The organism is Micromonospora chalcea, from assembly GCF_028768405.1.
In the GTDB taxonomy this organism is placed as follows: Bacteria; Actinomycetota; Actinomycetes; order Mycobacteriales; family Micromonosporaceae; genus Micromonospora; species Micromonospora chalcea.
In genome coordinates this window covers 2,005,437-2,031,500 of sequence record NZ_CP118233.1, presented here as the reverse complement: position 1 = coordinate 2,031,500, position 26,064 = coordinate 2,005,437, and the positions used below count along the sequence as shown (strand labels likewise).

Sequence of the window (26,064 nt, the reverse complement as noted above, 5' to 3'; positions counted from 1 at the left end):
TGCCCGCGAAGCTGAGGTTAGGCTGTCCTCACTTCAAGCACTGGAGGCATCCCCTCGTGTCCCCGCTTCCCCCCGGCAGCGCCGTCACCGCCCGGCACGTGCTCCGCCAGGCGCTGCGCCGCCAGCGCCGCCCGGTGCTGATCGGCGTGACCCTGCTCGGGCTGCACCAGGTCACCGAGGCGCTCGTGCCGGTGGCGATCGGCGTCATCATCGACCGGGCCGTGGTGACCGGCGACCCGTGGGCGCTCGCGTACTCCGTCGCCGGCCTCGCCGCCCTGTTCACCGTGCTGGCGTTCGCCTACCGCAACGGCGCCCGCCAGGCGTTCGCGGCCGTGGAGCGGGAGGCGCACCTGCTACGGGTGGAACTGGCCGAGCGCGCGCTCGACCCGCGCGGGCACCGCTCCGGCCTACGCGACGGCGAACTGCTCTCGGTCGCCGCCTCCGACGCCGAACTCTCCGCGTACGTGGTCCGGGTGGCCGGCTTCGGCGTCGCCGCGGTGAGCGCGCTGACCGTCGCGGCCGTCGCGCTGCTGGTCATCGACGTCCCGCTCGGACTCGGCGTGCTCATCGGCGTACCGGTGCTGGTCCTGGCGCTGCAACGGATGGCACCGCTGCTGTCCCGGCGCAGCGCCTCCCAGCAGGAGGCCCTCGCCGAGACCACGGCGCTCGCCGTCGACCTCGTCTCCGGCCTGCGCGTGCTGCGCGGCATCGGCGCCCAGCACCACGCCGCCGGCCGGTACGCCGCCGCCAGCCGGCGCGCCCTCGCCGTGACGCTGCGCGCCGCCAACACCAAGGGCCTGCACCTCGGGCTCACCACCGCCGCGAACGGCCTATTCCTCGCCGCTGTCGCCGGTGCCGCCGGCTGGCTCGCCCTGCGTGGCCGGCTCACCATCGGTGAACTGGTGACAGTGGTCGGGCTCGCGCAGTTCGTCGCCGAGCCGGTGCAGACGCTGGGCTACTGCGTGCAGTTGTTCGCGATGGCCCGCGCCTCCGCGGCCCGGGTCGCGCGCGTGCTCGGCGCCGAGCCGCTGACCCGGCCGGGCGCCGCGTCCCGGCCGGACCGTACGGACGGGCCGCGGCTCGTCCTCGACCACGTCGGGCACGCCGCGCTGGACGGGGTGTGCCTGCGCGTCGACCCGGGGGAGATCGTCGGCGTGCTGGCGTACGACCCGGCCGACGCGGACGCGCTGGTCGCATTGCTGTCCGGACGGGTGCCCGCGGACCGGCGCCGGGGCGCGGTACGCGTCGACGGCGTACCCGCCGACGACCTGGACATCGACGCGCTGCGCGGCGCCGTGCTGGTCGAGCCGCACGACGTGACGCTGTTCGAGGGAACCGTGGCCGCCAACCTCGCCGCCGGCCGCAGCACCGACGAGGGACGCCTGCGCGCCGCGGTCCGGGCGGCCGCGGCGGACGACGTGGTGGACGGGCACCCCGGCGGCCTCGGCCACCGGCTCGTCGAGCGCGGCGCCAACCTCTCCGGCGGCCAGCGCCAGCGGCTCGGGCTGGCGCGGGCGTTGCACGCCGACCCGCCGGTGCTCGTGCTGCACGACCCCACGACCGCAGTGGACGCCGCCACCGAGGCCCAACTCGCCGACGGACTGGCCGGCGCGCGCCGCGACGCACCCCGGGGCACGCTGCTGGTCACCAGCAGCCCCGCCCTGCTGCGGATCACCGACCGGGTGGTGGTGATCGCCGACGGCCGGGTGACCGCCGAAGGGACGCACGAGCACCTGCTGGCCACCGACGCCCGCTACCGCGAGGAGACACTGCGGTGACCGCTGACCCGCGTACCGCCGAACCCGGCCGGGCGTTGCTGCCCACCGCGACCGCCCGGCGGACCTGGACGACGCTCGGCGCGGAGTTCCGGCGGCGGCCCGGCCTCAGCGCCGCCGCGACCGCCGTGCTCGTCGCCGCCGCCACCGGTGGGCTGGTCGCGCCCTGGGTGCTCGGCCGCCTCGTCGACGACGTCATCGCCGATGCCCCGGTCTCCCGGATCGCCGGCCGGGTCGCGGTGATCGCCGGCGCGGCAGTGCTCACCGGACTGCTCACCGCCGCCGGGGCCGCGCTCGCGTCCCGCCTGGGCGAGACGGTGCTGGCCCGGCTGCGCGAGCGGGTGCTCGACCGGGCGCTGCACCTGCCCTCGGCGACGCTGGAACGGGCCGGCACCGGTGACCTGCTGGCCCGGGTCGGCGACGACGTGGCGGTGGTGACGAACGTGATCGCGGTCAGCGGTCCGGCGTTCGTCGGCGCGCTGCTGTCCGTGGTGCTGACCGTGTTCGGGCTGGTCGCGCTCGACTGGCGGCTCGGCCTCGCCGGGCTGGTGGCAGCGCCCGCGTACGCGCTGGCGCTGCGCTGGTACCTGCGCCGGTCCGCGCCGTACTACGCCCGCGAGCGCGTCGCCACCGGCGAGCGGACACAGGCCATGGCCGGCGCGCTGCGGGGCGCGGCGACAGTGCGCGCGTACCGGACCGAGGACGCGCACGTCGCGGCGATCGCCGAGCGTTCCGGCGTGGCGCGCGACCTGTCGCTGGAGATCTTCAACCTGCACACCCGCTTCGGGCTGCGGATCAACAGGTCGGAGTTCCTCGGCCTGGCCGCGGTGCTCGTCGCCGGGTTCTTCCTGGTCCGCGCCGACCTGGTCACGGTGGGCGCGGCGACCACCGCCGCGCTCTACTTCCACCGGCTGTTCAACCCGATCGGCCTGCTGCTGATGGAGTCCGACTCGGTGCTGCAGGCCGGCGCGAGCCTCGCCCGGCTGGTCGGCGTGGCCACGCTGCCCGACACCGCGCCGTCCGCGCCGTCGGCGGCCGGGCGGCGCGGCCCGGCGGCGCTGGACGTCACGGTCCGCCGGCACCGCTACGACGACGACGGCGCCCTGGTCCTGGCCGACGTCGAGCTGCGCCTGGCCCCGGGTGAGCGGGTCGCGCTCGTGGGCGCCAGCGGCGCGGGCAAGAGCACGCTCGCCGGCATCGCCGCCGGGATCATCGCGCCCACCGACGGGTCGGTACGCCTGGGCGGCGTGCCGCTGACCGAGCGGGGCGAGCACGCCGTGCGGCGCGACGTCGCGCTGGTCAGCCAGGAGGTGCACGTCTTCGCCGGGCCGCTCGCCGAGGACCTGCGCCTGGCCGCCCCGGACGCCACCGACGCGGAACTGCTCGACGCGCTGGACCGGGTCGGCGCCACCACCTGGCTGCGCGCGCTGCCGGACGGGCTGGCCACGGCGGTCGGCGAGGGCGGCCACCGGCTCACCGCCGCGCAGGCCCAGCAGGTCGCCCTGGCCCGGCTGGTGCTGGCCGCGCCCGCCGTCGCCGTGCTGGACGAGGCGACCGCCGAGGCCGGCAGCGCCGGAGCGCGTGACCTGGACCGGGCGGCGCTGGCCGCCACCGAGGGACGGACCACGCTGATCGTGGCGCACCGGCTCAGCCAGGCGGTCGCCGCCGACCGGATCGTCCTGCTCGACCACGGGCGGATCGTGGAGCAGGGCACGCACTCGGAACTGCTCGCCGCCGACGGCCGGTACGGGCGTCTGTGGCGCTCCTGGAGCGTCCCGGTATGACCGCGCACCGCCCATCGACCCAGGTGAGGGGAACATGACCGACGCGCCGGCCCGCTTCGTGCTCTTCCCGGGGCGGCACCACCTGCTGACCCGGTTCCAGGCCGACTACCTGTGCCGGCTGGCCGGGGACGAGGCCACAGTGGTCTGGGCGGTGACGTCGGCCAACCACGAGAACACCAGACGCAACCCGGTGCCGTACCACCGGCGGGAAGCCGCGATCGAGCGGTTCAGCGTGCTGAGCGGGCTGCGCTCGGTGGTGGTGCCGATCTTCGACACCGCGTACACCGACGCGTTCGCCGAGGTGACGCTGAAATCCATCGCGGTGGCCACCGGGCTCGAACTCACCCCCGCCGACACGCTGCTGGCCTGCTCCACGCCGGAGGTCGCGAAACTGTACGAGCGGCTCGGCTTCCGGATCGCGCCGGTCGAGGCGGACCCGGACCTGCCCGAGCCGCCCGAACGGCCGTGGGACGTGCTGCTGCGCCTGGCCGCCGGGGACGAGACCTGGCGCGCGCTCACCCACCCGGCCACCATCGACGTGTTCGAGCGCTACCGCCTGGTCGAGTCGATCCGATCGGTGGTGAACGACCCGCTCGTCGGCGACGAGGGCGGCCTCACCGTGACCCGGGACTACCGCACCTACGTGGAGGCGTTCGCCACTGCCGCGCAGCGCAAGTGGGACTCGGTGCGCGGGTACGTGCAGCCCGGCCGCATCGTGGACATCGGCTGCGGCGCGGGCGCGGTCCTGGAGCTGGCCGACCGGGAGGCCGCGCTGCGCGAGAGCGACCTGATCGGCGTGGAGGTCGCCCGCCACCTCTACCAGGAGTGCCTGCACAAGAAGGCGCAGGGCGTGTTCCGCAACGCCAACGTCTACTTCTTCCACCGCAACGTCCTCGGCGGCGCGGTGTTCAAGGACCGCTCGGTCGACACCACGCTCACGTTCGCGCTGACCCACGAGATCTGGTCGTACGGGCGGCAGCGGGAGTCGCTGCTGCAGTTCGCCCGCCGCATCCACGACCACACGGTGCCCGGCGGCGTCTGGATCAACAGCGACGTGTGCGGTCCGGACGACCCCGGGCGGCAGGTGCTGCTGCGGCTGTCGGCCGACGACGGCGACAACCCGGCCGCGCCCCGCCGCGATCTCGCCGAGCTGACCTCGGCGGAGGTCCGGCGCTACGTCGGCGGGCTGTCGACGCGGGCGCGGCTGGACCAGTTCGCCGTCGACTTCGCGTTCGGGTTCGACCACGAGCCGCTTCCGGACGGCGCGGTACGCCTGTCGCTGGGCGCGGCGATGGACTACCTGACCCGCAAGGACTACACGGACAACTGGCTGTCGGAGACGCAGGAGCAGTTCTGCGGCCTGAGTTTCGCCGACTGGACGGCGCTGCTCACCGAGGCGGGGTTCGAGATCGGCCCGGCGTCGGCGCCGGTGCGCAACGAGTGGGTGATCGACAACCGGATCGCACCGGTCGCGTCCCTCACCGACCTCGACGGCCGGCCGCTGGACTGGCCGACCACCCACGTCCTCACCGTCGCCCACCGCCCCCGCAACCAGTGAGACCGACGGCGCCCGCAGCTGTCGGCGGGCGCCGTCGCCGCTCACCGGCTCAGCGCGATCCGGATCGCCAGGACGATCAGGATGAGCCCGGTCAGCCGTTCGATCACCAGCAGCACTGACGGCCGGGTCAGCCAGGGCTGCAACCTGTCGATGAGCATGATGTAGCAGGCCCACCAGAGCACGGCGAGACCGATGAACGTGGCGGCCAGCACCGCCGTGCGGGCCGCCGCCCCGTCGCCGGGCCTGACGAACTGCGGCACGAACGAGACGTAGAAGACGACCACCTTGACGTTCAACAGCTGGCTGGTGACGCCCATGACGAACGAGCGGCGGGCCACGTGCGGCTCGTCGGCGGCCGGGGCCTCCGGCACCGGCGCGGGGCCGGTGTCCGGGTCCGGCCCGGCGCCGCCCGCGCCGACCGGGACCGGCTGCGCCGCCGGGACCGCCCGGCGCGGCCGGGTCGCCCAGAGGATCGTGCCGCCCAGGTAGAGCAGGTACAGCGCGCCGGCGACGCGCAGCACCGTGTAGAGCGTCGGCGAGGAGACCAGCAGCGCGGACAGGCCGGCGGTGGCGAACGACGCGTGCACCAGCGCGGCGACGAACAGCCCGGCCAGCACCACGAACCCGGCCCGCCGGCCGTACCTGACGGTCTGCCGGGTGACGAGCGCGAAGTCGACGCCCGGCACGATGATGATGAGCAGGCTGGCGGCGACGAAACTGATGATCTGGATGTCAGACACGACGCCGGCTCTCCTGTCCTGCGGCGAGCGCCGGCGCCGCCTCCTCGATGACGGAGACACCGCTGTCCTGGCGTGGCCCGTGCCGGCGCCACTGTTCCCGCAGCCGGATCCGGCCGTCCGGCAGCCGCTCGGGCCGGGACTCGCACTCGCCGACCACTATGGTGCCGTCGGTGAGCACCTCCAGGTAGGCGAAGCGCACCACGCCCTGGGCGTCGCAGGTTCCCGCGAGCCGGCCGTGCCGGACCGGGCCGCCGGTGATCTCCGCCCAGACCAGGTCGCCGCGCTGGTGGTAGTGCCCCCGCAGCGGCTCGGCGCCGTCACCGGCGTGGTCGACGGAGACGAAGACGCGGCCGTCGTAGTCGAATGTCGTCATCGCGCTCACGCCCACCGGGTGCTCACGTAGTCGTCACGGAACCGGCAGACCGTGCGGCCGGCGATCGAGTTCAGGATCATCGCGCTGCGGATCGGCAGGATGCTCAGGTTGGAGTCGACGAGCCCCTGCACGTACCGCCCCCGGTTCAGCACGAAGATCTTGTGGTCGTCGGCGTGCTTCCACCGGATCGAGTAGTCCGACTCGATCACCGGTTCGCCGCGCTCGTCCACGTCGATCAGCGCGGACAGCTCCGGATCGAAGGGGAGCGGGGCGAGCCGCCGGCCCGCCGCGACGATCACGTTCACCGCCCGGTGCCGTTCCTCGCCGCTGCCGGCGGTGAGGCACTCCAGCTCCACCTCCCCGTCGAGCTGCCGGGCGCCGGTCACGGTACGGCTCGGCATGATCGTGACCGGGAACCGCCCGGTCCGCAGCCGCTCCTCGTAGTTGTGCTGGTAGACGCCGCGCAGCGTGCCGGGGGAGATGCCGTCGCTGGTGAGGATCTGCCCGGAGACGAGCCGTTCCCGCACGTCCCGGGACAGCGAGAGGAACGCCTCCTGGTAGGCGGGCCGGTACAGGTCGTTCGCCGAGGGGGAGTCCTCCAGCGGCGCGAACCAGGACCGCCGGCCGATCCACTTGATGTCGCGGCAGCCGCGGGCGAGCAGCGCTGCGACGCACTCCGCGCTGGTCTGGCCGCTGCCGATCACGACCCACGGCACGTCCGGCTCGTCGGGCACGCCGGCCAGGCGCCGGTTCAGCTCGTCGGCGACGAACAGGTGCCGGGGGTCGAGGGCGTCCAGGAAGTCCGGTACGAAGGGGACGGTCCCGCTGCCGAGCACCAGGTGCTGGGAGCGGGCGACCTCGACGCCGCCGCTGCGGGTGACTATCGCGCCGTCGAACTCGACCCGGTCGACGCGGGCGCCGTAGGTGATGCGCGGCAACTGCTCCGCCGCCCACACCAGGTACTGCTGGTACTCGATCCGGGGGATGGTGTCGAAACCGGCGCCCAGCAGGGCGTAGACCCGGCCGGTGGTGACCAGGTAGTTGAGGAACGACAGCGGGTGCGTCGGGTCGTAGAGCGAGACCAGGTCCTTGACCCAGCCGGTCTGCATGCGCACGCCGCTGTGCAGCATCCCGTCGTGCCAGCCCGGCTGGTCCCGCGCCTCGAACAGCGCGATGTCGTGCGGCGCGAGCGCGTCGTACATCGCGGCGAGGCTCAGGTTCGCCGGCCCCGCGCCAATTCCCACTGTGTGATAGGTCTGCGTCATCAGTCTGCCTCTGTGTCTAGCCGTGCGGGACACGGATCGCGGATCGGGAGTTCAGCAGGGCGGTGGCGGCGAGCCGGCTGGCGGCCAGGACGGTCTTGGCGGCGCCGCCGCTGCCGCCGGTGAAGGTGTGCACGGCACCGGCCACTGCGCGCAGGGCCAGGCCGGGCGGGTCGCTGTAGCAGTCGACGGCGCTGACCGGCGGGCCGTCCGGGCGCGGGTCCAGGCCGGGCAGCCGCCGCGCGGCGACCGCCCGCACCCGAGCCGCCAGGCCGGAGTCCGGCGCGGGCGCGGGCGGGTCGACGTCCCAGCGGTCGCTGGGCAGCCCGAGAAGGACACGCCCCGGACCGGCGGGCCGCCCGTACAGGCCGCTCGTCTCATCGACGAAACACGGCAGGTCGGCCCGGCCGGTGCGGTGGTGGGCGTACTGGATGTGCTTGGTGCGCAGCGTGCTCGGCAGCCCGGCGGCGCGCAGCAGGCCCGGCGTCCACGCCCCGGCCGCCACCACGACCAGGTCACCGGTGAGGCGGCGGCCGTCGCGCAGGTCGACCGCGCCGTCGCCGAGGCGGGCCACCGGCGTGGTCTCGGTCCGGTCCAGGCCCCGCAGGACGCTGCGGCGCAACCGGTCCGGGTCGAGGTAGCCGGCCCGGCGTTCCCAGACCCCCACCGTGCCGTCCGGGAGCCGGTCGAAGCCGAACCGCCGGGAGACCTCGTCGCGGGTCAGCACCTCGGCCCCGGCCACGCCGGCCGCCGCACCGGCGTCGACGGCGTCGAGCAGGTAGAGCGAGCCGGTGGCCCGCCACCCGGCGGCCGCGGCGAGCGCCGGGTCGTCCCGCAGTTCGGCAGGGCCCGGGCGGCCGGATCGGGCTCGAAGGCGCGTACCAGGCCACCGGAGGCGGCGGTGGCGTCGGCGTGCCCGCCGGCCGGGCCGCCGCCGTGCGGGCCGACCAGCACCGCCTCGGCGCCCGCGTCCCGCAGCCGCCGGGCGAGCAGGACACCGGCGAGGCCCGCGCCGACGACGAGCACGCGGGGCTCACCCACCGGAGGCCGCCGGTTCCGCGCCGCCGACGACGTCGAGCAGGCGGGCCGCCCGGTCCGGGTCACCGGGGTACGCGGCCAGCGCCGCCCGGACGACGGTGGCGCTGTCGAAGTGCGCCGGGCGCAGCGCCTGCTCACCCCGGGTCAGCTCGACGTCGGCGAGCACACCGTCCAGACCGGGTACGGCCCCGGCGAGCGTGGCGGCGTAGCGCGCCTTGAACGCCTCGTACGCCTCGGGCCGGAAGTCCGACTCGTAGCGGTCCGGCCGGTCCCAGCTCAGGAACGCCCGCACCACTGCGGGGTCCTCGTCGGCGAGGAACTCGTGCGCCCAGATCGCGTGCCCCCGGCTGGTGGAGAACTTCGCGCCGGTGAGCCGGTAGAACTCGTTCACCACCAGGCCGGTCGGCCGGTCGGGCAGCCCGGCGGCCAGGTGCAGGGCGGGGATGAGCAGCGCGTAGTAGAAGGCGTTGTCCACCCCGAGGAAGATCCACTGCTCGTCCACGTCCCGCCACGCGTCGAGGTACCCGGCCAGGGTGTCCGCGTCCGGCCGCAGGTGGCGGGCGGGCAGCAGCAGGTTCGCCAGGGCCATCTCGGCCCAGACGTCGATGCGCAGGCCGTCGTCCCACTCGATGCCCCAGTCCGTCGGGTACGCCAGCGGCACCTCCGGCAGCCCGCCGTCGAGGTACGACGCGACGAGCCGGCGCAGCCGGGGCGGTAGCACCGCCCCGGACCAGAACCCGGCGAGCCGTTCCCGGTGCTCGTCCAGCCGCAGCACCGGCACCGTGTGGGTGACCGGCTCCGGTGGCGCGTCGCAGCAGGTGGACCGCGCGTCGACCAGGTTCGCGGCGCTGCAGAAACCGCCGCACCCCTCGCAGGTGCCGCCGTTCGCGCCTGCCCCGCAGGCCGGGCAGCGCCCCGCGACCCGCACGTGGTGCAGGGTCCGCCGGCAGGCCGCGCAGGCGCGCAGCGACACCGGCGCGACCTCGACCACCTTCGCCTCGACCAGTTCGGTGAGCAGGCCGGCCACCGCCCGGCGGTACGCCTCGTCGGCCAGTGGGTCGGCCATCACGTCGTACCGGATCCGCGCGGCGCGCAACGCGGCGTGGATCAGCGACCCGTAGCGGGCGACCGTGTCGGCCGGCGTCTCGCCGTTCGCCTCCGCCCGGGCGAGCACGTAGTTCTGGTGGGCGTCCAGCCCGCACTGGGTCACCACCCGCCGGCCGGCGGCGCGCAGCGCGCGGGCCGCCACGTCCCCGGCGACGTACGGGCCGCTGAGGTGCCCGAGGTGCAGCGGACCGTTAGGGGTCGGCGGCGGGGTGACCAGGAGCACCGCGCCCCGCCCGGCCGGATCGTCAGCCACGGCCGGTCCCGTCGCCCGCGTCCGGCCGGCCGGTCTCGGGGCGCGGCATCCAGTAGACGCTCAGGATGGTCAGCGGCTGCTCGGGGGAGGGGTTGTGGATGACGTGGCGCTGCTCGGGTTCGAGCAGGATCACCCCGCCGGTCGGCACCTCGACCTTCTCGCCGCCCGCCTCGTAGATGGCGGTCCCGCGGGTCACCACGGCGAACTCCACCTCGGGGTGGACGTCCTCGGTGCTGCTGCCGCCGGGCGGGATCACGCACCACATGGCGTCGAACGGCAACGGGCCGAGATCGCGGTACTGGGTCCAGCGGCCGATCTGGATGCCGTACTCGTCGGTGAGCTCGGCGGTGTCGCTGACGTACCTTCGCATGTTCGTCCTCCTGGTCGGCGCGATGCCCGTCGGGCGCGCCGGACGGATCTGGGTTTGCGGAGAGTGACCGGAAGTGGTGCTTCTGCGACGCAGAGCCAACCGCCTGCCGGAGTGGCAATTCGACTTCGGTCGATAGCGTCGGACCCACTGTGGACCTAACCTCGGCTGGCCAACAGGAGCTACACCGGCAGATCACCGGCAATGGCGCTACTGATTGCCCGCTCAGTGGCCGCGCAGCGGTGGTCCGCCTGTACGAATCCACCAGAACCGGTACGGAGACGACGCTGTGATCGGCTACATGGATACGTTGGGTGACGAAATTGCTACCGCTCGGCGACGAGCCAACCTGACTCAGGAGGAACTGGCCGCCCGCACCGGGCTGAGCGTCCGGAGCATCCGCAACCTGGAGTCGTCGCGGGTGACCCGCCCGCGCCCGGCGACAGTGCGGCTGCTGCGCGACGTGCTCGGCCTGCCGGCACACCCGGCGCCGGCCCGGATCCGCCCCATGCAGTTGCCGCTGGAGATTCCCGGCTTCACCGGCCGTTCGGCACAACTACGGCAACTCGACCGGCTGCTCGACGGCGGACCGCGGCGGATGTCCAGCGTGGTGGTCTGCGTCCTGTCCGGACGCTCCGGGATCGGCAAGACGGCGCTGGCGCTGCGCTGGGCCCACCGGTCCGCCGCACGGTTCGTCGACGGGGTGCTGCACGTCCAGCTCGGCGGAAGCGACTCGCGCCGGCCGGCGGTGGCGCCAGCGGAGGCGCTCGCCGGCCTCATCGAGGCGCTCGACGTGCCCGGCGGCATTCCCTGCGGTCCGGCCGCGCGCACCGGGCTGTACCGCAGCGTGCTCGCCGGGCGCCGGATGCTCATCGTGCTCGACGACGCGCGCGACGCCGAACAGGTCCGGCCGCTGCTACCCGGTGTCCCCGGCTGCATGGTGGTGGTGACCAGCCGGGACCGCCTCACCGGACTGGTCGTCGGCGAGGCCGCGCGTCCGGTCGTGGTGGACGAGCTGGCGGCCGGTGAGGCGTGGGAGCTGCTGGCGGCCCGTCTCGGCGAGCGTCGCCTCACCGCCGAACGCGAGGCGGTACGGCAGATCATCGCCCACTGCGCGGGGGTGCCCCGGGCGCTGGCGGTGGTCGCCGCCCGCGCCGCCGTCGCGCCCCGGCTGCCGCTGGCGGAGGTGGCCCGCCAACTGCGGTAGGGACCGGCGGACCGGGGCGCGGGCGCCCCGGTCAGCGCCGGTCGGCGCGGGTGCCGGCGCGGGCGGCCACGTGGGCCGGCACCGGCGCGGTCGGCGGGAGCGCCGGGTCGGTCACCGGCTGCTCCCAGCGGGCCACGAGCGGAAGCTCGCCGGCCCAGAGTCCGAGCGCGGCGTCCGGGCTGTCGCCGTCGTCCGGCGGGCCGCTGCGCGTCTTCACCGACGCCTCGGCCAGCGGCAGCGCCAGCAGGGCCGTGGCCGCCAGCTCCCGCCGGTTCGGGCGGCGGGCGTGGTCCCACTGGCCAGGGGCGACGTGCTCGGTGAGCAGGCGGAGTCCGTGCAGCTTCTCCTCGGTGCCGGTCACCCACCGGGGCCGGCCGTAGATCATCGCGCTGCGGTAGTTGACGCCGTGCTCGAACACCGAGCGCGCCAGCACCAGGCCGTCGACCACGGTGACCGTGACGCAGACGTCGGTGTCGGTGGTGAGGCTCCGGCTGGCCACCGAGCCGTGCAGGTAGAGGTGCCGGTCGTCGAACCCGTAGACGGTCGGCACCACCATCGGGTGACCGTCCACCAGGACGCCGAGGTGGCAGACGAACCCGGCCCGGAGCACGTCGAACAGGGCGGCGCGGTCGCGGTGCCCCTTCTCCTTCATCCGGCGCAGGCTCGTGCGGGGCGTCGCGGACAACTGCCCGTCGGCATCGGTCATAGCTGATCTCCCGTCGGTCCCGCCGTTTCTACCGGGCCGGACGGCGCTCCTCAAGAGGGCCGGCGGGGGCGACCCGGTCAGGTCGGCGGGTGCTCGCGGCAGCCCCGCGGTCGCCTGCTCAGCGGACCTTCCTCGTCGGTCGCTTACGAGGCGGCGTCAGCAGCTCGGCGATCGCCGAGATCGCGGACGGCACCAGACGGTAGTACGCCCACACACCCCGCTTCTCACGCTCGATCAGACCGGCCTCGGTGAGGATCCGAAGGTGATGGCTGACGGTCGGCTGGGAGAGCCCGAGCGGCGCGGTGAGGTCGCTGACGGACGCCTCGCCCTCCGGAGCGGACTGGATCAGGCTGAGCAGGCGCAGCCGGGCCGGGTCGGCCAACGCCTTCAGCACTCCCGCGAGGCGTTCGGCATCGGCACGCTTGATCGGCTCGCCGGTCAGCGGCGAGATGGCAGGGGTGGCAGTTTTCGCAGTTCCCACGCTTGCATCGTTGCATCAACGGCCGCCGCATGCCTGTGCAACCAGGACCGGATCATGGTGAGTCGCACGACAGGGGTGTCAGGCGGTGGGGCGCAGGTCGGCGAGCAGCCGTTCCACCCGGGCGCGGATCTCGTCCCGGATGGGGCGTACCGCGTCGACGCCCTTGCCCGCGGGGTCTTCCAGCTTCCAGTCCTCGTATCGCCTGCCCGGGAAGACGGGGCAGGCGTCACCGCAGCCCATGGTGACGATGACGTCCGAGGACTCCGCCGTCTCGTACTCCAGGCGCTTGGGGGTCTGGTCGGTGATGTCGATGCCGACCTCCCGCATGGCCTCGACGGCGGCGGGGTTGACCTGGCCGGCGGGCGCGCTTCCGGCGGAGCGGACCTCGACGGTGTCGCCGGCGAGGTGGCGCAGCCACCCGGCGGCCATCTGGGAACGGCCGGCGTTGTGCACGCAGACGAACAGGACGCTGGGTTTGTCGCTCATCGGGTCTCCATGATCCTGATGGTTGCCGTGACGTGCCGCGGCGCGGTCGGGGCATCTCATGGCCGGGTTCCCGGCGCGGGGAACAGGCGGGCACGGGCCCACAGCGACACGTAGACCAGGCCGACGAGAACCGGGACCTCGATCAGCGGGCCGACGACGCCGGCGAGGGCCTGGCCGGAGGCGATCCCGAAGGTGCCGATCGCGACCGCGATCGCCAGTTCGAAGTTGTTGCCCGCCGCGGTGAAGGCCAGGGTGGTGGTGCGTTCGTAGTTCAGGCCGATGGCCCGGCCGAGCAGGTAGGAGCCGGCCCACATGAGGGCGAAGTAGGCCAGCAGCGGCAGGGCGATGCGGGCCACGTCGACCGGCCGGTCGGTGATGGCCTCACCCTGCAGGGCGAACAGGACGACGATGGTGAACAGCAGTCCGTACAGGGCGACGGGTCCGACCCTGGGCAGGAATCGCCGCTCGTACCAGTCGCGGCCCCTGGTCCGTTCGCCGAGGCGGCGGGACAGGTAGCCGGCGAGCAGGGGGATGCCGAGGAAGACGAGCACGTTGCCGGCGATCTCCCAGCCGGAGACCTGCAGCGCGGCGCCGTCCAGACCCAGCCAGCCCGGCAGCACCGACAGGTAGAACCAGCCGAGCAGGCCGAACGCGAGGACCTGGAACACCGAGTTGACGGCGACGAGGACCGCTGCCGCCTCCCGGTCGCCGCAGGCCAGGTCGTTCCAGATGATGACCATCGCGATGCAGCGGGCCAGGCCGACGATGATCAGACCGGTGCGGTACTCCGGCTGGTCGGCCAGGAACATCCAGGCCAGGGCGAACATGACGGCGGGACCGACGATCCAGTTGAGGATCAGCGACGAGACCAGGAGGCGCCGGTCACCGGTGACGGTGTCGAGGCGGTCGTAACGGACCTTGGCCAGTACCGGATACATCATGATCAGCAGGCCGAGGGCGATGGGCAGGGAGATGCCACCGACCTGGACGGCGTCGAGAGCGTCGTCCAGGCCGGGAACGATCCGGCCGAGCAGCAGGCCGGCGACCATGGCCAGGCCGATCCAGACCGGCAGGAACCGGTCGAGGCGCGAGAGGCGTGCCACCAACGGTGGGGCGTGTTCGGCTCTGGTGGCGGTGCTCATCGGTCTGCTCCCGTGGATCGTCGGTGCCGGCGCGTGCGCGTCGGGTGGGGTCGCCCTGTGCCGGGCGGCTGCGTCGGGCGCCCGCAGACTGAGGCGGTGATCAGGCCGGCTTCCCGCAGGGTGCGGCGGTGTGCGGGGCGACGCGATCGACGCGGTCGGCGAGGTCGGCGTAGGCCGCCTCGAACGCTTCGTCGGTGTCGACGCGGGCCGGGTCCGGCACGGACCAGTGCAGGCGGGGGCGGACCGGCCCGGTGAGTTCCTCGTGGGCGTTGTCGCAGACGGCGATGACCAGGTCGCCGTCCCGGACGACGTCGTCGACGTGTGCGGTGCCGGCCGGGTCGAGGTCGAGGGCGTGGCGGTGGGCCACGGCGAGCGCGCGGGGATGGACCCGCGGCGCCGGCCTGGTGCCGGCGGATGCGGCGTCGCCGTTGGCGCGCTGCCTCCACAGGGCCGCGGCCAGTTGCGAGCGGGCGGAGTTGTGGGTGCAGACGAAGACGACCCGATGCGCGCCCGCCAGTGGTGGCGGCGTGAGGGCGGAGAGGGCGGCCGGTCGGAGTCGAAGGTAGATGCGTCGCCGATCGCCCTCCGACCGGCCCCGGACGACGAGGCCCGCGTCGGCGAGGACCTTGACGTGATGGGCGACCAGGTTCGTCGGCATGGCGAGGGTGTGTGCGATCTCCCCGGGTGAGGCGTCGCCCAGGGTGAGCGCGTCCACGATGGCCAGGCGGGCCGGGTCGCCCAACGCCGCATGGACCCGCGCGCGCTCGACCAGCGAGTAAGACTCAATGTCCATTGACTCAATAATTTCTGATTAATCTGGAGGCGTCAAGCCGGCGCGGCCGGATCCCCCGGGAGCGCGAGTCGCCGCGCGGTGGTCTACCGCTGCGCCGCGGCGGTCGGCTCGATCGACAGCAGGCCGGCGAGCTGGCGCAGGATCTGTGGCCGCGCCCGGTAGTAGACCCACGTGCCCCGCCGTTCGGCGTCCACCAGGCCTGCCTCGCGCAAGGTCTTGAGGTGATGAGAGATCGTCGGCCCGGTCAGGTCGAACGCCGGCGTCAGGTCGCACACGCAGGCCTCGCCGCCGTCGGCGGAGGCGATCATCGACATCAGCTGCAGCCGTACCGGATCACCGAGGGCCTTGAACGCGGGCGCGAGGATCGCGGCCGTCTCTGCCGGGACCCGGCGCTGCGCCAGTGGGGGGCAGCACGGCGCGTCGGCGTCGAGGTCGACGAGGGGGATCGGCGCTTGGCGCTTCGGCATGCCTCTAGGTTGACATCCATCTAATCAGCGTGCAACTCTCTGTTTAGACATATGTCAAGACAAGGTGCTCCCAGGAAATGAGGCTCGTCATGTTCGGCTTCCCGCGTCGCCGGCCGTCATCCGTGGCAGGGGTCCGGTTCTGCGACTCCTGCGCCCGGGTGTCCACTCCCGCGCAGAGGATCGCCCGCCTCCGCGACCGCGCCCGCACCACCGCCTACGCGCTGACGGCACCCCGCTGAGAAGCGGGACCGCTGCCCTGCGGATCGCCCGCTCCGGCGCCTGCTAGGCTTCCATCGTCAATCGGCGATTAACGATGGAGGGAGAGATGATGGGGGACCTCCTCGACCGCGACACCGCGCAGACCTATGCCTCGTGGTTCCGGGCCCTCGCGGACCCGACGCGGGTGCAGGTGGTGGAGTACCTGGCCCGCCACGCCCGGCCGATGAGTGTGGGGGAGATCGTCGCCGCCGTCGGGCTCGCCCAGTCCACCGTCTCCCAGCACCTGAAGATCCTCACCGAGGTGCGGTTCGTGCTCGTCGAGCCGGTCGGCACCGCACGCCACTACCGCATCAACGACGCCTGTGTCGGGTGCTTCCCGTCCGCCGCCGACGTCGTCATGGGCCGCCCGGCCCCCGATCCGGTCGGAGCCTGCTGAGGCAGGCGTCACCCGCACCTCTTGATCCGCCATTCTCAACACCGAGGAGTTCCCGATGAGTGTCCTGGACGAGTCGCCCGTCGTGGTGATCGGCGCGGGCCCGGTGGGTCTCGCCGCCGCCGCCCACCTGCACGAGCGTGAGCTGCCCTTCCTCGTCCTGGAGGCCGGGGACACCACCGGCGCGGCGGTGCGGCAGTGGGGGCACGTGCGGCTGTTCTCCCCGTGGCGCTACAACGTCGACCCCGCCGCCCGCCGGCTGCTCGACGACGCCGGCTGGGTCGCCCCGGTCGAGGATGCCCTGCCCACCGGCGCCGAGCTGGTCACCGACTATCTCCAGCCGCTCGCGGACCTGCCGCAGCTCAAGCCCCACCTGCGCTACGGCGCGCGGGTGGAGGCGATCAGCCGGCTCGGCCTGGACCGGCTGCGCACCGCCGGCCGCGAACAGACGCCGTTCCTGATCCGCCTCGCCGACGGCGACGAGTTGCTCGCCCGCGCCGTCATCGACGCCTCCGGCACCTGGGGCACCCCCAACGTCCTCGGCGCCTCCGGCCTGCCCGCCCGCGGCGAGACGGACGCCGCGGCGTTCCTCGAGCACGCCCTGCCCGACGTGCTCGGCAGCGGCCGGGACCGCTTCGCCGGCCGGCACACCCTCGTCGTCGGCGCCGGCCACTCCGCCGCGAACACCCTGCTCTCCCTGGCCGAGCTGGCCACCGCCGAACCCGGCACCGAGGTGACCTGGGCGATCCGCTCGGCCAGCCCCGCCCGCACCTACGGCGGCGGAGACGCCGACGCCCTGCCCGCCCGCGGCGCGCTCGGCGCCCGGCTGCGCGACCACGTCGACGCCGGCCGGATCAGGCTGCTCACCGGTTTCTCCGTACACGCCCTCACCCCGGCCGAGGGCCGGGTCACCGTGGCCGTCCGGCACGCCGACGGCACCGACGAGTCCGTCACCGTGGACCGCGTCGTCGCCGCCACCGGCTTCCGCCCCGACCACTCCATCGCGGCCGAGCTGCGCCTGGACCTCGACCCGGTCATGGGAGCCACCCGCGCCCTCGCCCCGCTGATCGACCCGAACGAGCACTCCTGCGGCACCGTCCCGCCGCACGGCGCCGCCGAACTCGCGCACCCCGAGGTCGGCTACTACGCCGTCGGCATGAAGAGCTACGGCCGCGCGCCGACGTTCCTGATGGCCACCGGCTACGAGCAGGTCCGCTCCGTCGTCGCCGCTCTCGCCGGCGACTGGGACGCCGCCCGCGACGTCCAGCTCGACCTGCCCGAGACCGGCGTCTGCAACAGCAACCCCGCCGACTCCACCGGCGCGGACAGCTGCTGCGGCCCCGACCCGGCGGCCACGCCGGCCGCACAAGGGCTGGCGACCGGAATCTCCGGGGGCCTGCTCTCCGCGCCGCTCAGCCTGGTCAGCCTCGACACCCCGACCAACGGTGAGACCGGCGGCTGCTGCACCAGCTGATGACCACCACGACGGCGCCCGCCGGCCCCGCGGCCGGCGGGCGTCACGGGTGGCGCCTCGTCGCCGCCCTCGCCGTCACCAGCACCATCGGGTACGGCACCCTCCACCGCCTGCTGGCCGCGGTCACCACCGCCCGCCTTCTCGCCGCCGCCGCGATGCGCTCGGTAGGAAGCGGGCAGCCCTAGCCGAGCAGCGTCCGCAGCGCCCCGGCGAGGCCGGCGCCGGCGGTGACCGGGTGGAGGAAGGACAACCGGATGTCGGCGTGACCGTCCGGCCGCTCCGCGCGCAGCACGATGCCCTCGGCGTCGAGCGCGACCGGGACCATCCGCGTCGCGCCGGCGCTGACGGCGCTGTCGACGAGCGCACCGAGCCGGTCCAGGAGGTCGCCGTGGCACCGGGTCAGGTGCGCGAGGTGGGCGGCCTCGTCGACGGCGATCGGGTCCGGGCGGGCGGCACGGTACGTGCCGAGGTCCACCGCGACGGGTTCGGTGGCCCGGTCGAGGAGGATCTCGTCCGGCTCGATCGCCCACAGCGCCACCGGCGGCAGGTCGAGCAGCGACATCACGGTGGCCGGGTCGCAGGCGTCGAGCGCGGCCGGGTCGAAGCGGCGGGCGGTGCCCAGGATCCGCAGCCGGTCCCGCACCCGCGAGCGTACGGCGACCGGAGCGAGGTGGGTCACGTCCACGCGTACCGCACCGCGGTGACCGCGCGCGGCCACCAGCAGGCCGCCGGTGCGGCTCATCGCGTCGACCGCGAGGACGATCGTGCCGTCGGGGAGGACTGCGTGGGCGGACAGGAGGTCGGCGGTGGTGTCGCCGAGCGTCAGCCGCAGCGACGAGGCAGAGCTCAGCACGCACCGGGCGGCGACGGCGTCCCGGGGCGTGGAGGTGACCGGAGACGGCCCGGCGGCGACCGGGGTGACGCCGGTCGACGGGGCCGGGCGCCCGGCGGGGTGCAACGCCATGTCTGTCTCCTCGGCCGGAAGGGGTGAAGTCGGCCCAGGTCAGACGGTAGTAGGTAAGCCTTACCTGTGCAACGGCGGGTCGGGTGCCGGAGACGCATACGGGTCACGACGGTGACCGTCGTGACCCGTACGGGCGTGGGTGTCCGCTTTGTCAGGCGGGCTGGTAGGTCAGGCAGTCGCTGACGGTGGCGCCGGGGCCCACCGTGATCGACTCGGCCGTGCAGGCGAGGTTGGTGTTGAACACGCACTCGGCCCGCGCGCACGCGCCCACCGCGCCGGTGACCTCCGCGATCCCGCCGCTCATCGACGACTCGACGAACGTCGCGCAGGACGCCGCGTCGGCGCTCGCCGCCACGGTGATCGCGGGCGCGTGACAACCGTTGTCGTTGAAACTGCACGCCGTGGCGGCGCACTCACGTACCGGCGGAGACTGCAACAGCGTCTTCATGGTGCCTCCAAGTCATGCGGGCCGGCGGTGCGACGGCCGGCCTCGTGGTGCTCGAATGCCATTCGGTATTAGCCCTGCGAGCGGGGCTTCAAACCTGTCCGCCCGAAGTGAGGATCATGCTCACCATAGCAGCGCAATGCGGCGTCGGCGGCGGTAAACCGTCGATCCCGCGCGAACTCCCGGGCGGGCGAAGATGAGGCTTACCTTTGTAAGGAAAGCCTTTGTTTGCCGGTGCGAGGTGGGCATGCGCTGGCCCCGTCCGCGCTGGTCCGAGCGCAGGGTGCGGTCCGGCGAACGGCCTGGAGCGCGCCGAGGGTCATGCGCCGGATCGGGGAGGTGAATTGATGTGCGGAAATCGGCGCTCCGGAGCCGGGAATTGGTTTCGCCGCCCGGGGCGGAAATCGAATTTCCGCAGCGCCGGTTCCGTACACGGAATTGTGCGCCCGCGCCGGTCGGCGGCGGTGGGTCGGCCGGGGGTCCGCGTCGTGCCCGTGCGCCGGGCTGTCGTCCGCGCGGGCCGCCCGGGGCGGGGGCCCGCGGGGTGGCGGGCAGGATGGCACCCTGGGCGCGCCGGGACGCCGGTCCGCGCCGGTCGGACCTGGCAGGATCCCCGGGCGGACAGAAGGTGAGGCGGCGTGGTCGAGGGGTGGCACGGCTGGTTCGGCACGATCAACGGGGTCGTGCTCGTCACGGTGGCCGCGCTGCCGTTGGCCGCGCTGGTGGTGTGGCTCCTCGCGCGCCGGCGCGGCGGCGGGCCGGCCTGGCGGCTGTCGCTGGCCGAGGTCGGCATCGTCTACGGGACCGCGCCGTGGGTCTGGATGATCATGCTCCCGGGGGACGGCGCCGGTGTGGTTCCGGGCCGGGTGAGCCTGGTGCCGCTGCGGGACCTGCTGACCGTCCTCGCGAGCGGGCCGCTGACGGTGGCGGTCCAGATCGTCGGCAACCTGCTGGTGTTCGCGGCGCTCGGGTTCTTCGGCCCGCTGCGGTTCGCGGCGCTGGCGTCGGTGCCGCGGATCCTGGCGCTCGCGGCGGGCTGCTCGGTCCTGGTCGAGGTCGCGCAGTACGTCCTGCGGCTGGACCGGGTGTCCTCGGTGGACGACGTCCTGCTCAACACCGCCGGCGCCGGACTGGCCGCGCTGGCCTCGCGCCGCTGGTGGCCGGCCCCGGCGTCTCCGGACCGGCCCCTGCCGGTGCCGGCGGCGAAACGCTGAACGGCCCGGATACGGCACGATGGGCCGGACCTCACGGCCCGGCCCATCGCGTCAGCGCGTCAGGTCGACGCGTTCACCGTCCGGTCAGCACAGCTTCTTCGCCAGAGCGGTGGTGGCGCCACCGCTCTCGTAGGAGACGAGCAGCGAGGTGCCGGCCGGGAGCGACCCGCTCAGCGGCAGGACGAGCGTGCCGTCCTTCCGCAGGCTGGCCTGGGTCTGCGCCACGACCCGGCTGCCGTCCCAGACGAAGACCCGGGCGGTGCCGGCCTTCTTCACCTGGAGCTGCACCGAGACCTTGTTGGCGGTGCGGGTGACCTTCTTGAGCTTCACCGTGTTGTCCGCCAGCTTGGCGTAACCACCCGGTGCGACCCCGTCCGAGACGGACTGCAGCAGGGTCTGCGGCGAGTCCACGCTCAGCGCCGCGGTGTCGGGCATGATCGGAGCCTTCGGCGCCGACGGCTGCGCCGGCAGGCCCGGCAGGAGCGCGTTGCCCCAGCGCCACGGGTCGGCCCGCACGCCGCTCCAGGTCGACCAGCCGACCCGGGTCTGCGAGCTGAGGTCCTGCGTGTCCGAGTCGTTGACCAGGATGTTCAGGCCCATCCGGCTCGGGTCGATGGTGTCCGGCAGCACGCTGAACGGAATCTTGACCTCGATCCGGTAACCCGTGTACGGGTTGCTGGTCACCACGGAGGCGATCTCCACACCCGGCGCGGTCTCCGGGCCGCCCTGGTGGTTGTCCCGCTCCCGGGCGAAGCACGGCGGGTTCCCGTTGGCCGGGTCGTTCGTGGCCGGGAAGAGCGCCATGTTGAACACCGTGGAGGTGTTCGCCGAGTTGCCGCGCGGGTCGATGCCGAACTCGATGTTGTCGTTACGCCGCGGACGCTTGCAGTCCTCCGGCGGCAGGACGGTGCCGAGCACGTCATCGGTGATGTTGAAGATGGCGTACAGGGCGTCGTCGGTGTGGGTCAGCTGGGCGGTGCCGGAGATGTCCGACGCCGGGGCGGCGGTGCCCTCCCAGCGGGTGGAGATGTCGATGACCTCGCCGGTGTACTCGTGGTCGTGCCCGTGACCGTCCACCGTCGGCGCGGTGGTGGCCTTCGGGATCGTGGTGGTCGGGACCAGGTTGAACGCGCCCGGCTCGGTGGCGCTGCCACCGACGTAGCTGGTCTCGATCTGCACCCGGTAGGCGCCGTTGTCCGGCGCCCGGTTGGCCGTCGGCAGCGACGTGTCGGTGTTGCTGACGGTGAACGTCACCGAGGTGGTGGCGCCCGGCCGCAGGCCGCTGTACGGCACCTGCTGCTCGGCCACCGAGAAGCCGGCGGGAACGTTCAGCTTGACCGAGCCGGACTCGACCCGGGTGCCGTGGTTGGTCAGGTTGACCTTGACGCTGCGGGTGCCGCCGCTGGGGATGTTCAGCAGGGACTCGATGAGCGCGTCGAGCTGCTGGGTCTTGTTCCGCACGGTCCAGGCGCGGAAGTCGGCGATCTCCTCCAGCGGCTCCAGGGTGCCGCGCACCGGAGCGGTGCCCTGCACCTGGGCGCTGCTGACGCCGCTGCCGTCCTTCTTGCTGGTCAGCGTGGCGTTGAGCCGGAAGCGGGTGCCCACCTCGACCTGCGCGGGCGGGGTGACGGTGAAGGTCTTCACGACCTCCTTGCCCGGGGTCAGCGTGCCGACGTTGCCGTTGCCGCTGACGCTCCAGCCGGCCGGGACGTCCAGGGCGACCTTGGCGCCCGGGATGGCCTTCTCGGCGTACAGGACGGTGTCCACCTTGATGGGCTGGCCGCCGACGGCCTCCCAGGTGCGCGGACGCACGTGGATCTCGGTGCCGAGCGGCAGGCCGCCCGGGGCACGCAGGGTGGCGCCCTGCAGCGCGCCGGTGCCGGCGCCCACGTTCGGGTCCGGGTACGGCGTGCGGGTGTCGATCAGCGTCAGCCGGTTACAGCCGATCGCGTCCGGGTTGGTCGTCGGGAAGGAGCTGTTGCCCCAGCCCTGCGACACGTACTCCCGGCGGGCCCAGGTCTGGACCGTGTTCCACCGGTTGCCGTCGTGCCGCGCCGACTCGTAGCCCTGCCAGGTGCCGAAGATGACGTTGCTGGCCTCGGCCGGCGTGAACGTGGTCTCGCAGGCGGGGCCGTTGGTGCCGGTGGTGCCGCTGCCACCGGTCTGGAAGATGCGGGAGACCCGCCAGGGCTTGAGCCCTTCCTTCTTGATCTGCTCCGGGAACGCCTTCGGGTCGGCCGCCGCGTAGAAGGCCTCCACGGCCAGCATGGCCGCCTTCTGGTGGTTGCCGTGGTTGCCCTGCGTCGCCGAGGGGTTCATCGTGAGGATGACCTCGGGCTTGGTGGTCCGCAGGACCCGCACGATCCGGGACAGCGTCTCCTGGTGGCCCCAGACCTCCTCGGTCAGCGGGGCGCTCGCGGTGTACCAGAAGTCGAGCGCGTCCAGGTTGTAGATGTGCTCGACGCCGGCCCAGCCGACGGCCTTGCGCTCCTCGGCCTCCCGCAGGATGCCGAGCTCCGGGCCCTCCTCGAGACCGGTGGCGTTGCCACCGCCCTCGCCGCGGGTGGTGGTGATGACGCCGGCCTTCATGCCGTGATACTCGTTCCAGTATCCGAGCATGCCGAGCTGGCCTGCCTCGTCGTCCGGGTGCGCGCCGATGAACATGATGTCCAGGTCGACGGGCTTGTCGGACTTCTTGGCCTGTGGCTTCGGTGCTGCGTTCTGGGGGTTGGCCTGGGCCGGAGTGGCCAGGCCCAACGACAGAAGACCGCACATGGCGATCGCTGCCGTGGTGCGCCATCTCATGGGCATACCTCTTCGTCTCGAAGCGAGAGTGCTGCGGCTGGGGGACGGGTCACGGGCCCGGCGCGCGCCGGGTCGTGACGCGGACAGCTGTCCATTGAGGACTGTCGGGTCCTCGCTGGTCGTGGTGCTCGACAACGGGGTGATGGTGTACGCGCACCGTCACGGCGTGAGCGGTGCACACGGTGGCGACGGATCGGTCCACCGGAAGGCCTTCGGGCCGTAACCTAGGGATCTTGCGGAGGCGTCGTCAATAGGCCCGGACGACTTTCTTCCTTATTCGAAGAAACAATCCCCGCAGCTCAGTGGCCCGGCTTCCCGGCCTGCATCAGCCGGAGGGGGCGCTTTGCCCTATTTTGGGCACCCAATGTGGACGCGAGGGCCCGGTTTTGCGCGCCATGTCGGGGTGGCCTGGCGCGTCCGGCTTGCCACTTCCCAAATTTCCGCTGGCCGGAGCTCCGAGATCATCTCGTTACTTGACGTCTCATTTTTTTCACACTAGGAAGAAAGAGTGTCTGACAAAGCCCCGACCAGCCCGGTCAGCCGTGAGCGGTCCCGTGAGATCAAGCGTCTCTCGGTGATCTTGGCCGCCCGGCAGGCCCGGCGGCTGTCCCGAGTGGACCTGGCCGAGATGACCGGCCTCTCGGCGGCCACGGTCACCGCGCTCGTGCGGGAACTCGTCGCCGAGGGCTACCTCATCGAACGCGGGCCCGGCGCGCCCACCACCGGCCGGCCCCGGGAGATGCTCGAGTTCAACCCCCGCGCCGAGCTCGTCGCGGCGGTGTCGCTGGAGCCACCCCGGATCAGCTGCGAGATCGCCGACAGCGAGGGCGCGGTCATCGCGCACCGCGTCGCGCGGCTCGGCGCGAACGTGGTGGAGACCGTCTGCGAGTTCGTCCTCGACCTCGTCGGCGACAACCTGCCCTCGCTGCGCGGCGTCGCGATCGCGGTGCCCGGCGTCTCCACCAACGGCGCGGTACGCCTCGCGCCGTCGGTCGGACTGGTCGAGGCGTGGCCGATCGGCGAGTCCGTGCAACGGCGGCTCGGCGTACCCGTGGTCGTCGACAACGACGTGAACCTCATGGCCGCCGGCGAGTGCGTCGCCGGCGCCGGCGCGGACGTGGCGAACCTGCTGCTGATCCACGTCGCCGAGGGCATCGGCGCCGGCCTCGTGCTCGACGGCAAGGTCCGCCGGGGCGCCAGCGGAGCCGCCGGCGAGGTCGGCTTCCTGCCGCTGGGCGGCACGACCGAGCGTCGCTACAGCGGTGTCGGCGACTTCGAGGCCCGGTGGTCGGTGAACGCCATCGCGGAGCGGGTCGTCGCGCTCAACCCGGGCCGCCGGCCCGAGTCACCGGTACGGGAGCTGAGCCGCCTCGCCGCGACGTCTGCGCCCGCCCGCGAGTACCTCGACGAGGTCCTCGGCGCCTGGGCCGGGCTCATCCTCTCCTGCGCCTGCGTCGTCGATCCGGGACTGGTGCTGCTCAGCGGCGCCGCCGCGGAACTGGACGACGCGGCCCTCGACCAGCTTCAGACCCTCGTCTCCGCCCGGACCCCGGCCCCCACCGAGGTACGCCGGGCCACCCTCGGTGACCAGGCAGTGCTGCACGGAGCGATCAGCTACGCGCTCTCGGCCGCGGTGCCCCGCCCCTCGCTTCCCTGACCACCACCCGACCCCGGCCCCCGACGACCCCGACCCCGACACCCACCCACCACACCCACAGTCACCGTCGCGGCGACCGCGTCCGGATCCCGGACGACAGGTCGCGGCGCGATGCGGCGCGCCCCGGTCCGGGCGCGACCCGCGGACCTTCGACCCCGAGCCCGGGGGGCCGGCGAACCCGCCGGCGTCCCCGGGCCGGCACCGCACACCGTCTTTCTCCGCTCCCGATAGTTCCCCCGCAAAATGGAGGTACCAATGAAACGTCGTTTGGCCCTGGCCGTCGCGTTCAGCGCGCTGCTGGCCGTCAGCGCGTGCGGCAGCAGTGACGACGACAAGGACACCGGCTCCTCCGGCGCCGCGCCGGCCGAGAAGGTCGTCATCTACAGCGCCCGCGACAAGTCGGTCACCGACTACGTCGTGGAGCAGTTCACGACCAAGAACCCCGAGTACAAGGGCAAGGTCGAGGTGCTCAACATGGGCGCCCAGGAGGTGCTCGAGCGGGTCCGCGCCGAGAAGGCCAACCCGCAGGCGTCGGTCTGGTGGGGCGGCACCCAGCAGGGGCTGGCCGCCGGCGCGTCCGAGGGGCTGCTGGAGTCCTGGCAGCCGTCGTTCGCCTCGAAGATCGACGCGCGGTACAAGGACGCCGAGGGCCGCTGGTTCGGCGAGATCCTGCTGCCCGAGGTCATCATGTACAACAACAAGGCGCTGACCCCGGAGACCGCGCCGAAGGACTGGGACGACCTGGTCGACCCGAAGTGGAAAGACAAGATCATCATCCGGGACGTGGCCGCCTCCGGCACCATGCGCTCGATCTACGCCTCGATGATCCAGCGCTACACCCCCGACGGGTCGAACCCGCAGCCCGGCTACGACTGGCTGCGCAAGCTCGACGCCAACACCGTCGAGTACGCCGCCAACCCGAGCGACCTCTACCTGAAGATGTCGCGTGAGCAGGGCGTGGTCAGCGCCTGGAACCTCCAGGACATCCTGCTGCAGGCCAACGAGAAGATGCCGTTCGGCTACGTCATGCCGGCCTCCGGCGCGCCGGTGCTCGTCGACGGCGTGGCCGCGGTCAAGGGCGGCAACACCGAGGGCGCGAAGAAGTTCCTCGAGTTCCTCTTCGACGACTCGCTGCGGGCCAGCCTGGCCAAGGACTACTTCCAGATCCCCGCGGTCGAGATCGCCGAGAAGCCCGAGTGGCTGACCAAGCTCGACCTCAAGCCGATGGACGTCAACTGGGACGTGATCGGCAAGAACGAGACCGCCTGGATCACCCACTGGAACGCCCAGATCAAGGGCAAGGGCTAAGACGCT

General features: G+C 73.2%; 26 protein-coding genes. 10 read left to right on the top strand and 16 right to left on the bottom strand.

Going from position 1 to position 26,064, the window contains the following annotated elements:
• The first annotated feature begins 56 nt into the window (after positions 1-56).
• From PVK74_RS09385 to PVK74_RS09375, 3 genes are read left to right on the top strand one after another with little or no spacing between them, the layout of a single operon-like run.
• Positions 57-1,778: an ABC transporter ATP-binding protein gene (locus PVK74_RS09385; protein WP_113972998.1), complete on the top strand. Its 1,722-nt coding sequence runs from the start codon at positions 57-59 to the stop codon at positions 1,776-1,778.
• Positions 1,775-3,559 carry an ABC transporter ATP-binding protein gene (locus PVK74_RS09380; RefSeq protein ID WP_274478825.1) on the top strand — a complete coding sequence of 595 codons (1,785 nt, stop codon included), beginning with the start codon at positions 1,775-1,777 and terminating at the stop codon, positions 3,557-3,559. The genes PVK74_RS09385 and PVK74_RS09380 overlap by 4 nt, the downstream gene beginning before the upstream one ends.
• Positions 3,560-3,593: 34 nt before the next feature.
• The gene (locus tag PVK74_RS09375; RefSeq protein WP_274478824.1) at positions 3,594-5,117 is read left to right on the top strand and encodes a class I SAM-dependent methyltransferase; all 1,524 of its coding nucleotides are present in this window, start codon (positions 3,594-3,596) and stop codon (positions 5,115-5,117) included.
• Between the two features lie 41 nt (positions 5,118-5,158).
• Here the strand turns inward: PVK74_RS09375 and PVK74_RS09370 are convergent, their stop codons facing one another.
• Genes PVK74_RS09370 through PVK74_RS09340 form a run of 7 tightly spaced genes read right to left on the bottom strand, consistent with a single transcriptional unit; the run spans position 5,159 to position 10,260 of the window.
• Complete coding sequence (locus tag PVK74_RS09370) at positions 5,159-5,857, bottom strand: LysE family translocator (protein ID WP_113972995.1); 699 nt, start codon at positions 5,855-5,857, stop codon at positions 5,159-5,161.
• On the bottom strand, positions 5,850-6,230 hold the full coding sequence (locus PVK74_RS09365) for an avidin-fold protein (RefSeq protein ID WP_233607666.1): 381 nt from the start codon (positions 6,228-6,230) through the stop codon (positions 5,850-5,852). The genes PVK74_RS09370 and PVK74_RS09365 overlap by 8 nt, the downstream gene beginning before the upstream one ends.
• A 5-nt stretch (positions 6,231-6,235) precedes the next feature.
• On the bottom strand, positions 6,236-7,495 hold the full coding sequence (locus PVK74_RS09360) for a lysine N(6)-hydroxylase/L-ornithine N(5)-oxygenase family protein (RefSeq protein WP_104112319.1): 1,260 nt from the start codon (positions 7,493-7,495) through the stop codon (positions 6,236-6,238).
• Between the two features lie 16 nt (positions 7,496-7,511).
• Entirely contained in the window at positions 7,512-8,270 is a 759-nt protein-coding gene (locus PVK74_RS09355) for an FAD-dependent oxidoreductase (RefSeq protein WP_274479260.1), read from the bottom strand.
• Complete coding sequence (locus tag PVK74_RS09350; RefSeq protein WP_274478821.1) at positions 8,213-8,533, bottom strand: hypothetical protein; 321 nt, start codon at positions 8,531-8,533, stop codon at positions 8,213-8,215. The genes PVK74_RS09355 and PVK74_RS09350 overlap by 58 nt, the downstream gene beginning before the upstream one ends.
• Complete coding sequence (locus PVK74_RS09345) at positions 8,526-9,890, bottom strand: class I tRNA ligase family protein (protein ID WP_166456214.1); 1,365 nt, start codon at positions 9,888-9,890, stop codon at positions 8,526-8,528. The genes PVK74_RS09350 and PVK74_RS09345 overlap by 8 nt, the downstream gene beginning before the upstream one ends.
• Positions 9,883-10,260 (bottom strand): cupin domain-containing protein, encoded by a 378-nt coding sequence (locus PVK74_RS09340; RefSeq protein ID WP_166456215.1) that lies wholly within the window; start codon positions 10,258-10,260, stop codon positions 9,883-9,885. The genes PVK74_RS09345 and PVK74_RS09340 overlap by 8 nt, the downstream gene beginning before the upstream one ends.
• A 298-nt stretch (positions 10,261-10,558) precedes the next feature.
• Between PVK74_RS09340 and PVK74_RS09335 the strand changes: the two genes are divergently transcribed.
• Positions 10,559-11,464, top strand: a complete 906-nt coding sequence (locus PVK74_RS09335; protein WP_205796698.1) for a helix-turn-helix domain-containing protein — start codon at positions 10,559-10,561, stop codon at positions 11,462-11,464.
• 31 nt (positions 11,465-11,495) lie between these two features.
• Here the strand turns inward: PVK74_RS09335 and PVK74_RS09330 are convergent, their stop codons facing one another.
• From PVK74_RS09330 to PVK74_RS09305, 6 genes are all read right to left on the bottom strand, one after another.
• On the bottom strand, positions 11,496-12,170 hold the full coding sequence (locus PVK74_RS09330) for a pyridoxamine 5'-phosphate oxidase family protein (RefSeq protein WP_069088392.1): 675 nt from the start codon (positions 12,168-12,170) through the stop codon (positions 11,496-11,498).
• Between the two features lie 118 nt (positions 12,171-12,288).
• Complete coding sequence (locus PVK74_RS09325; RefSeq protein WP_043323144.1) at positions 12,289-12,651, bottom strand: ArsR/SmtB family transcription factor; 363 nt, start codon at positions 12,649-12,651, stop codon at positions 12,289-12,291.
• 78 nt (positions 12,652-12,729) lie between these two features.
• The gene (locus tag PVK74_RS09320; RefSeq protein ID WP_210882423.1) at positions 12,730-13,137 is read right to left on the bottom strand and encodes an arsenate reductase ArsC; all 408 of its coding nucleotides are present in this window, start codon (positions 13,135-13,137) and stop codon (positions 12,730-12,732) included.
• 56 nt (positions 13,138-13,193) lie between these two features.
• Positions 13,194-14,279, bottom strand: a complete 1,086-nt coding sequence (gene arsB, locus PVK74_RS09315) for an ACR3 family arsenite efflux transporter (RefSeq protein ID WP_113972990.1) — start codon at positions 14,277-14,279, stop codon at positions 13,194-13,196.
• Between the two features lie 100 nt (positions 14,280-14,379).
• Positions 14,380-15,072, bottom strand: coding sequence for an arsenate reductase/protein-tyrosine-phosphatase family protein (locus tag PVK74_RS09310; RefSeq protein WP_069088395.1), 693 nt, complete (start codon positions 15,070-15,072; stop codon positions 14,380-14,382).
• An 83-nt stretch (positions 15,073-15,155) separates the two neighbouring features.
• A complete protein-coding gene (locus tag PVK74_RS09305) occupies positions 15,156-15,539 on the bottom strand; it encodes an ArsR/SmtB family transcription factor (RefSeq protein WP_064445568.1) in 384 nt (127 codons plus the stop codon).
• Between the two features lie 328 nt (positions 15,540-15,867).
• Here PVK74_RS09305 and PVK74_RS09300 point away from each other — a divergent pair, with 328 nt between their 5' ends.
• Genes PVK74_RS09300 through PVK74_RS09290 form a run of 3 tightly spaced genes read left to right on the top strand, consistent with a single transcriptional unit; the run spans position 15,868 to position 17,850 of the window.
• Positions 15,868-16,194, top strand: coding sequence for an ArsR/SmtB family transcription factor (locus PVK74_RS09300; protein WP_369799347.1), 327 nt, complete (start codon positions 15,868-15,870; stop codon positions 16,192-16,194).
• Positions 16,195-16,249: 55 nt separating this feature from the next.
• On the top strand, positions 16,250-17,665 hold the full coding sequence (locus tag PVK74_RS09295) for an NAD(P)-binding domain-containing protein (RefSeq protein WP_104112323.1): 1,416 nt from the start codon (positions 16,250-16,252) through the stop codon (positions 17,663-17,665).
• Positions 17,665-17,850, top strand: coding sequence for a hypothetical protein (locus PVK74_RS09290; RefSeq protein WP_274478816.1), 186 nt, complete (start codon positions 17,665-17,667; stop codon positions 17,848-17,850). Before PVK74_RS09295 ends, PVK74_RS09290 begins: the two co-directional genes overlap by 1 nt.
• Here the strand turns inward: PVK74_RS09290 and PVK74_RS09285 are convergent.
• Positions 17,847-18,629 (bottom strand): DUF2470 domain-containing protein, encoded by a 783-nt coding sequence (locus PVK74_RS09285; RefSeq protein ID WP_274478815.1) that lies wholly within the window; start codon positions 18,627-18,629, stop codon positions 17,847-17,849. The genes PVK74_RS09290 and PVK74_RS09285 overlap by 4 nt on opposite strands.
• Positions 18,630-18,780: 151 nt before the next feature.
• The gene (locus PVK74_RS09280; protein ID WP_064445572.1) at positions 18,781-19,077 is read right to left on the bottom strand and encodes a DUF1540 domain-containing protein; all 297 of its coding nucleotides are present in this window, start codon (positions 19,075-19,077) and stop codon (positions 18,781-18,783) included.
• 635 nt (positions 19,078-19,712) lie between these two features.
• Here PVK74_RS09280 and PVK74_RS09275 point away from each other — a divergent pair.
• Entirely contained in the window at positions 19,713-20,288 is a 576-nt protein-coding gene (locus PVK74_RS09275) for a VanZ family protein (RefSeq protein ID WP_113972987.1), read from the top strand.
• 84 nt (positions 20,289-20,372) lie between these two features.
• On the opposite strand, the gene PVK74_RS09270 is transcribed toward PVK74_RS09275, so the two are convergent.
• Entirely contained in the window at positions 20,373-23,093 is a 2,721-nt protein-coding gene (locus PVK74_RS09270; RefSeq protein WP_043323166.1) for a sugar-binding protein, read from the bottom strand.
• 508 nt (positions 23,094-23,601) lie between these two features.
• Between PVK74_RS09270 and PVK74_RS09265 the strand changes: the two genes are divergently transcribed.
• Positions 23,602-24,750 (top strand): ROK family transcriptional regulator, encoded by a 1,149-nt coding sequence (locus PVK74_RS09265; protein WP_043323169.1) that lies wholly within the window; start codon positions 23,602-23,604, stop codon positions 24,748-24,750.
• Positions 24,751-25,005: 255 nt separating this feature from the next.
• Entirely contained in the window at positions 25,006-26,058 is a 1,053-nt protein-coding gene (locus tag PVK74_RS09260; protein ID WP_064445575.1) for an extracellular solute-binding protein, read from the top strand.
• The last annotated feature ends 6 nt before the right edge of the window (positions 26,059-26,064 follow it).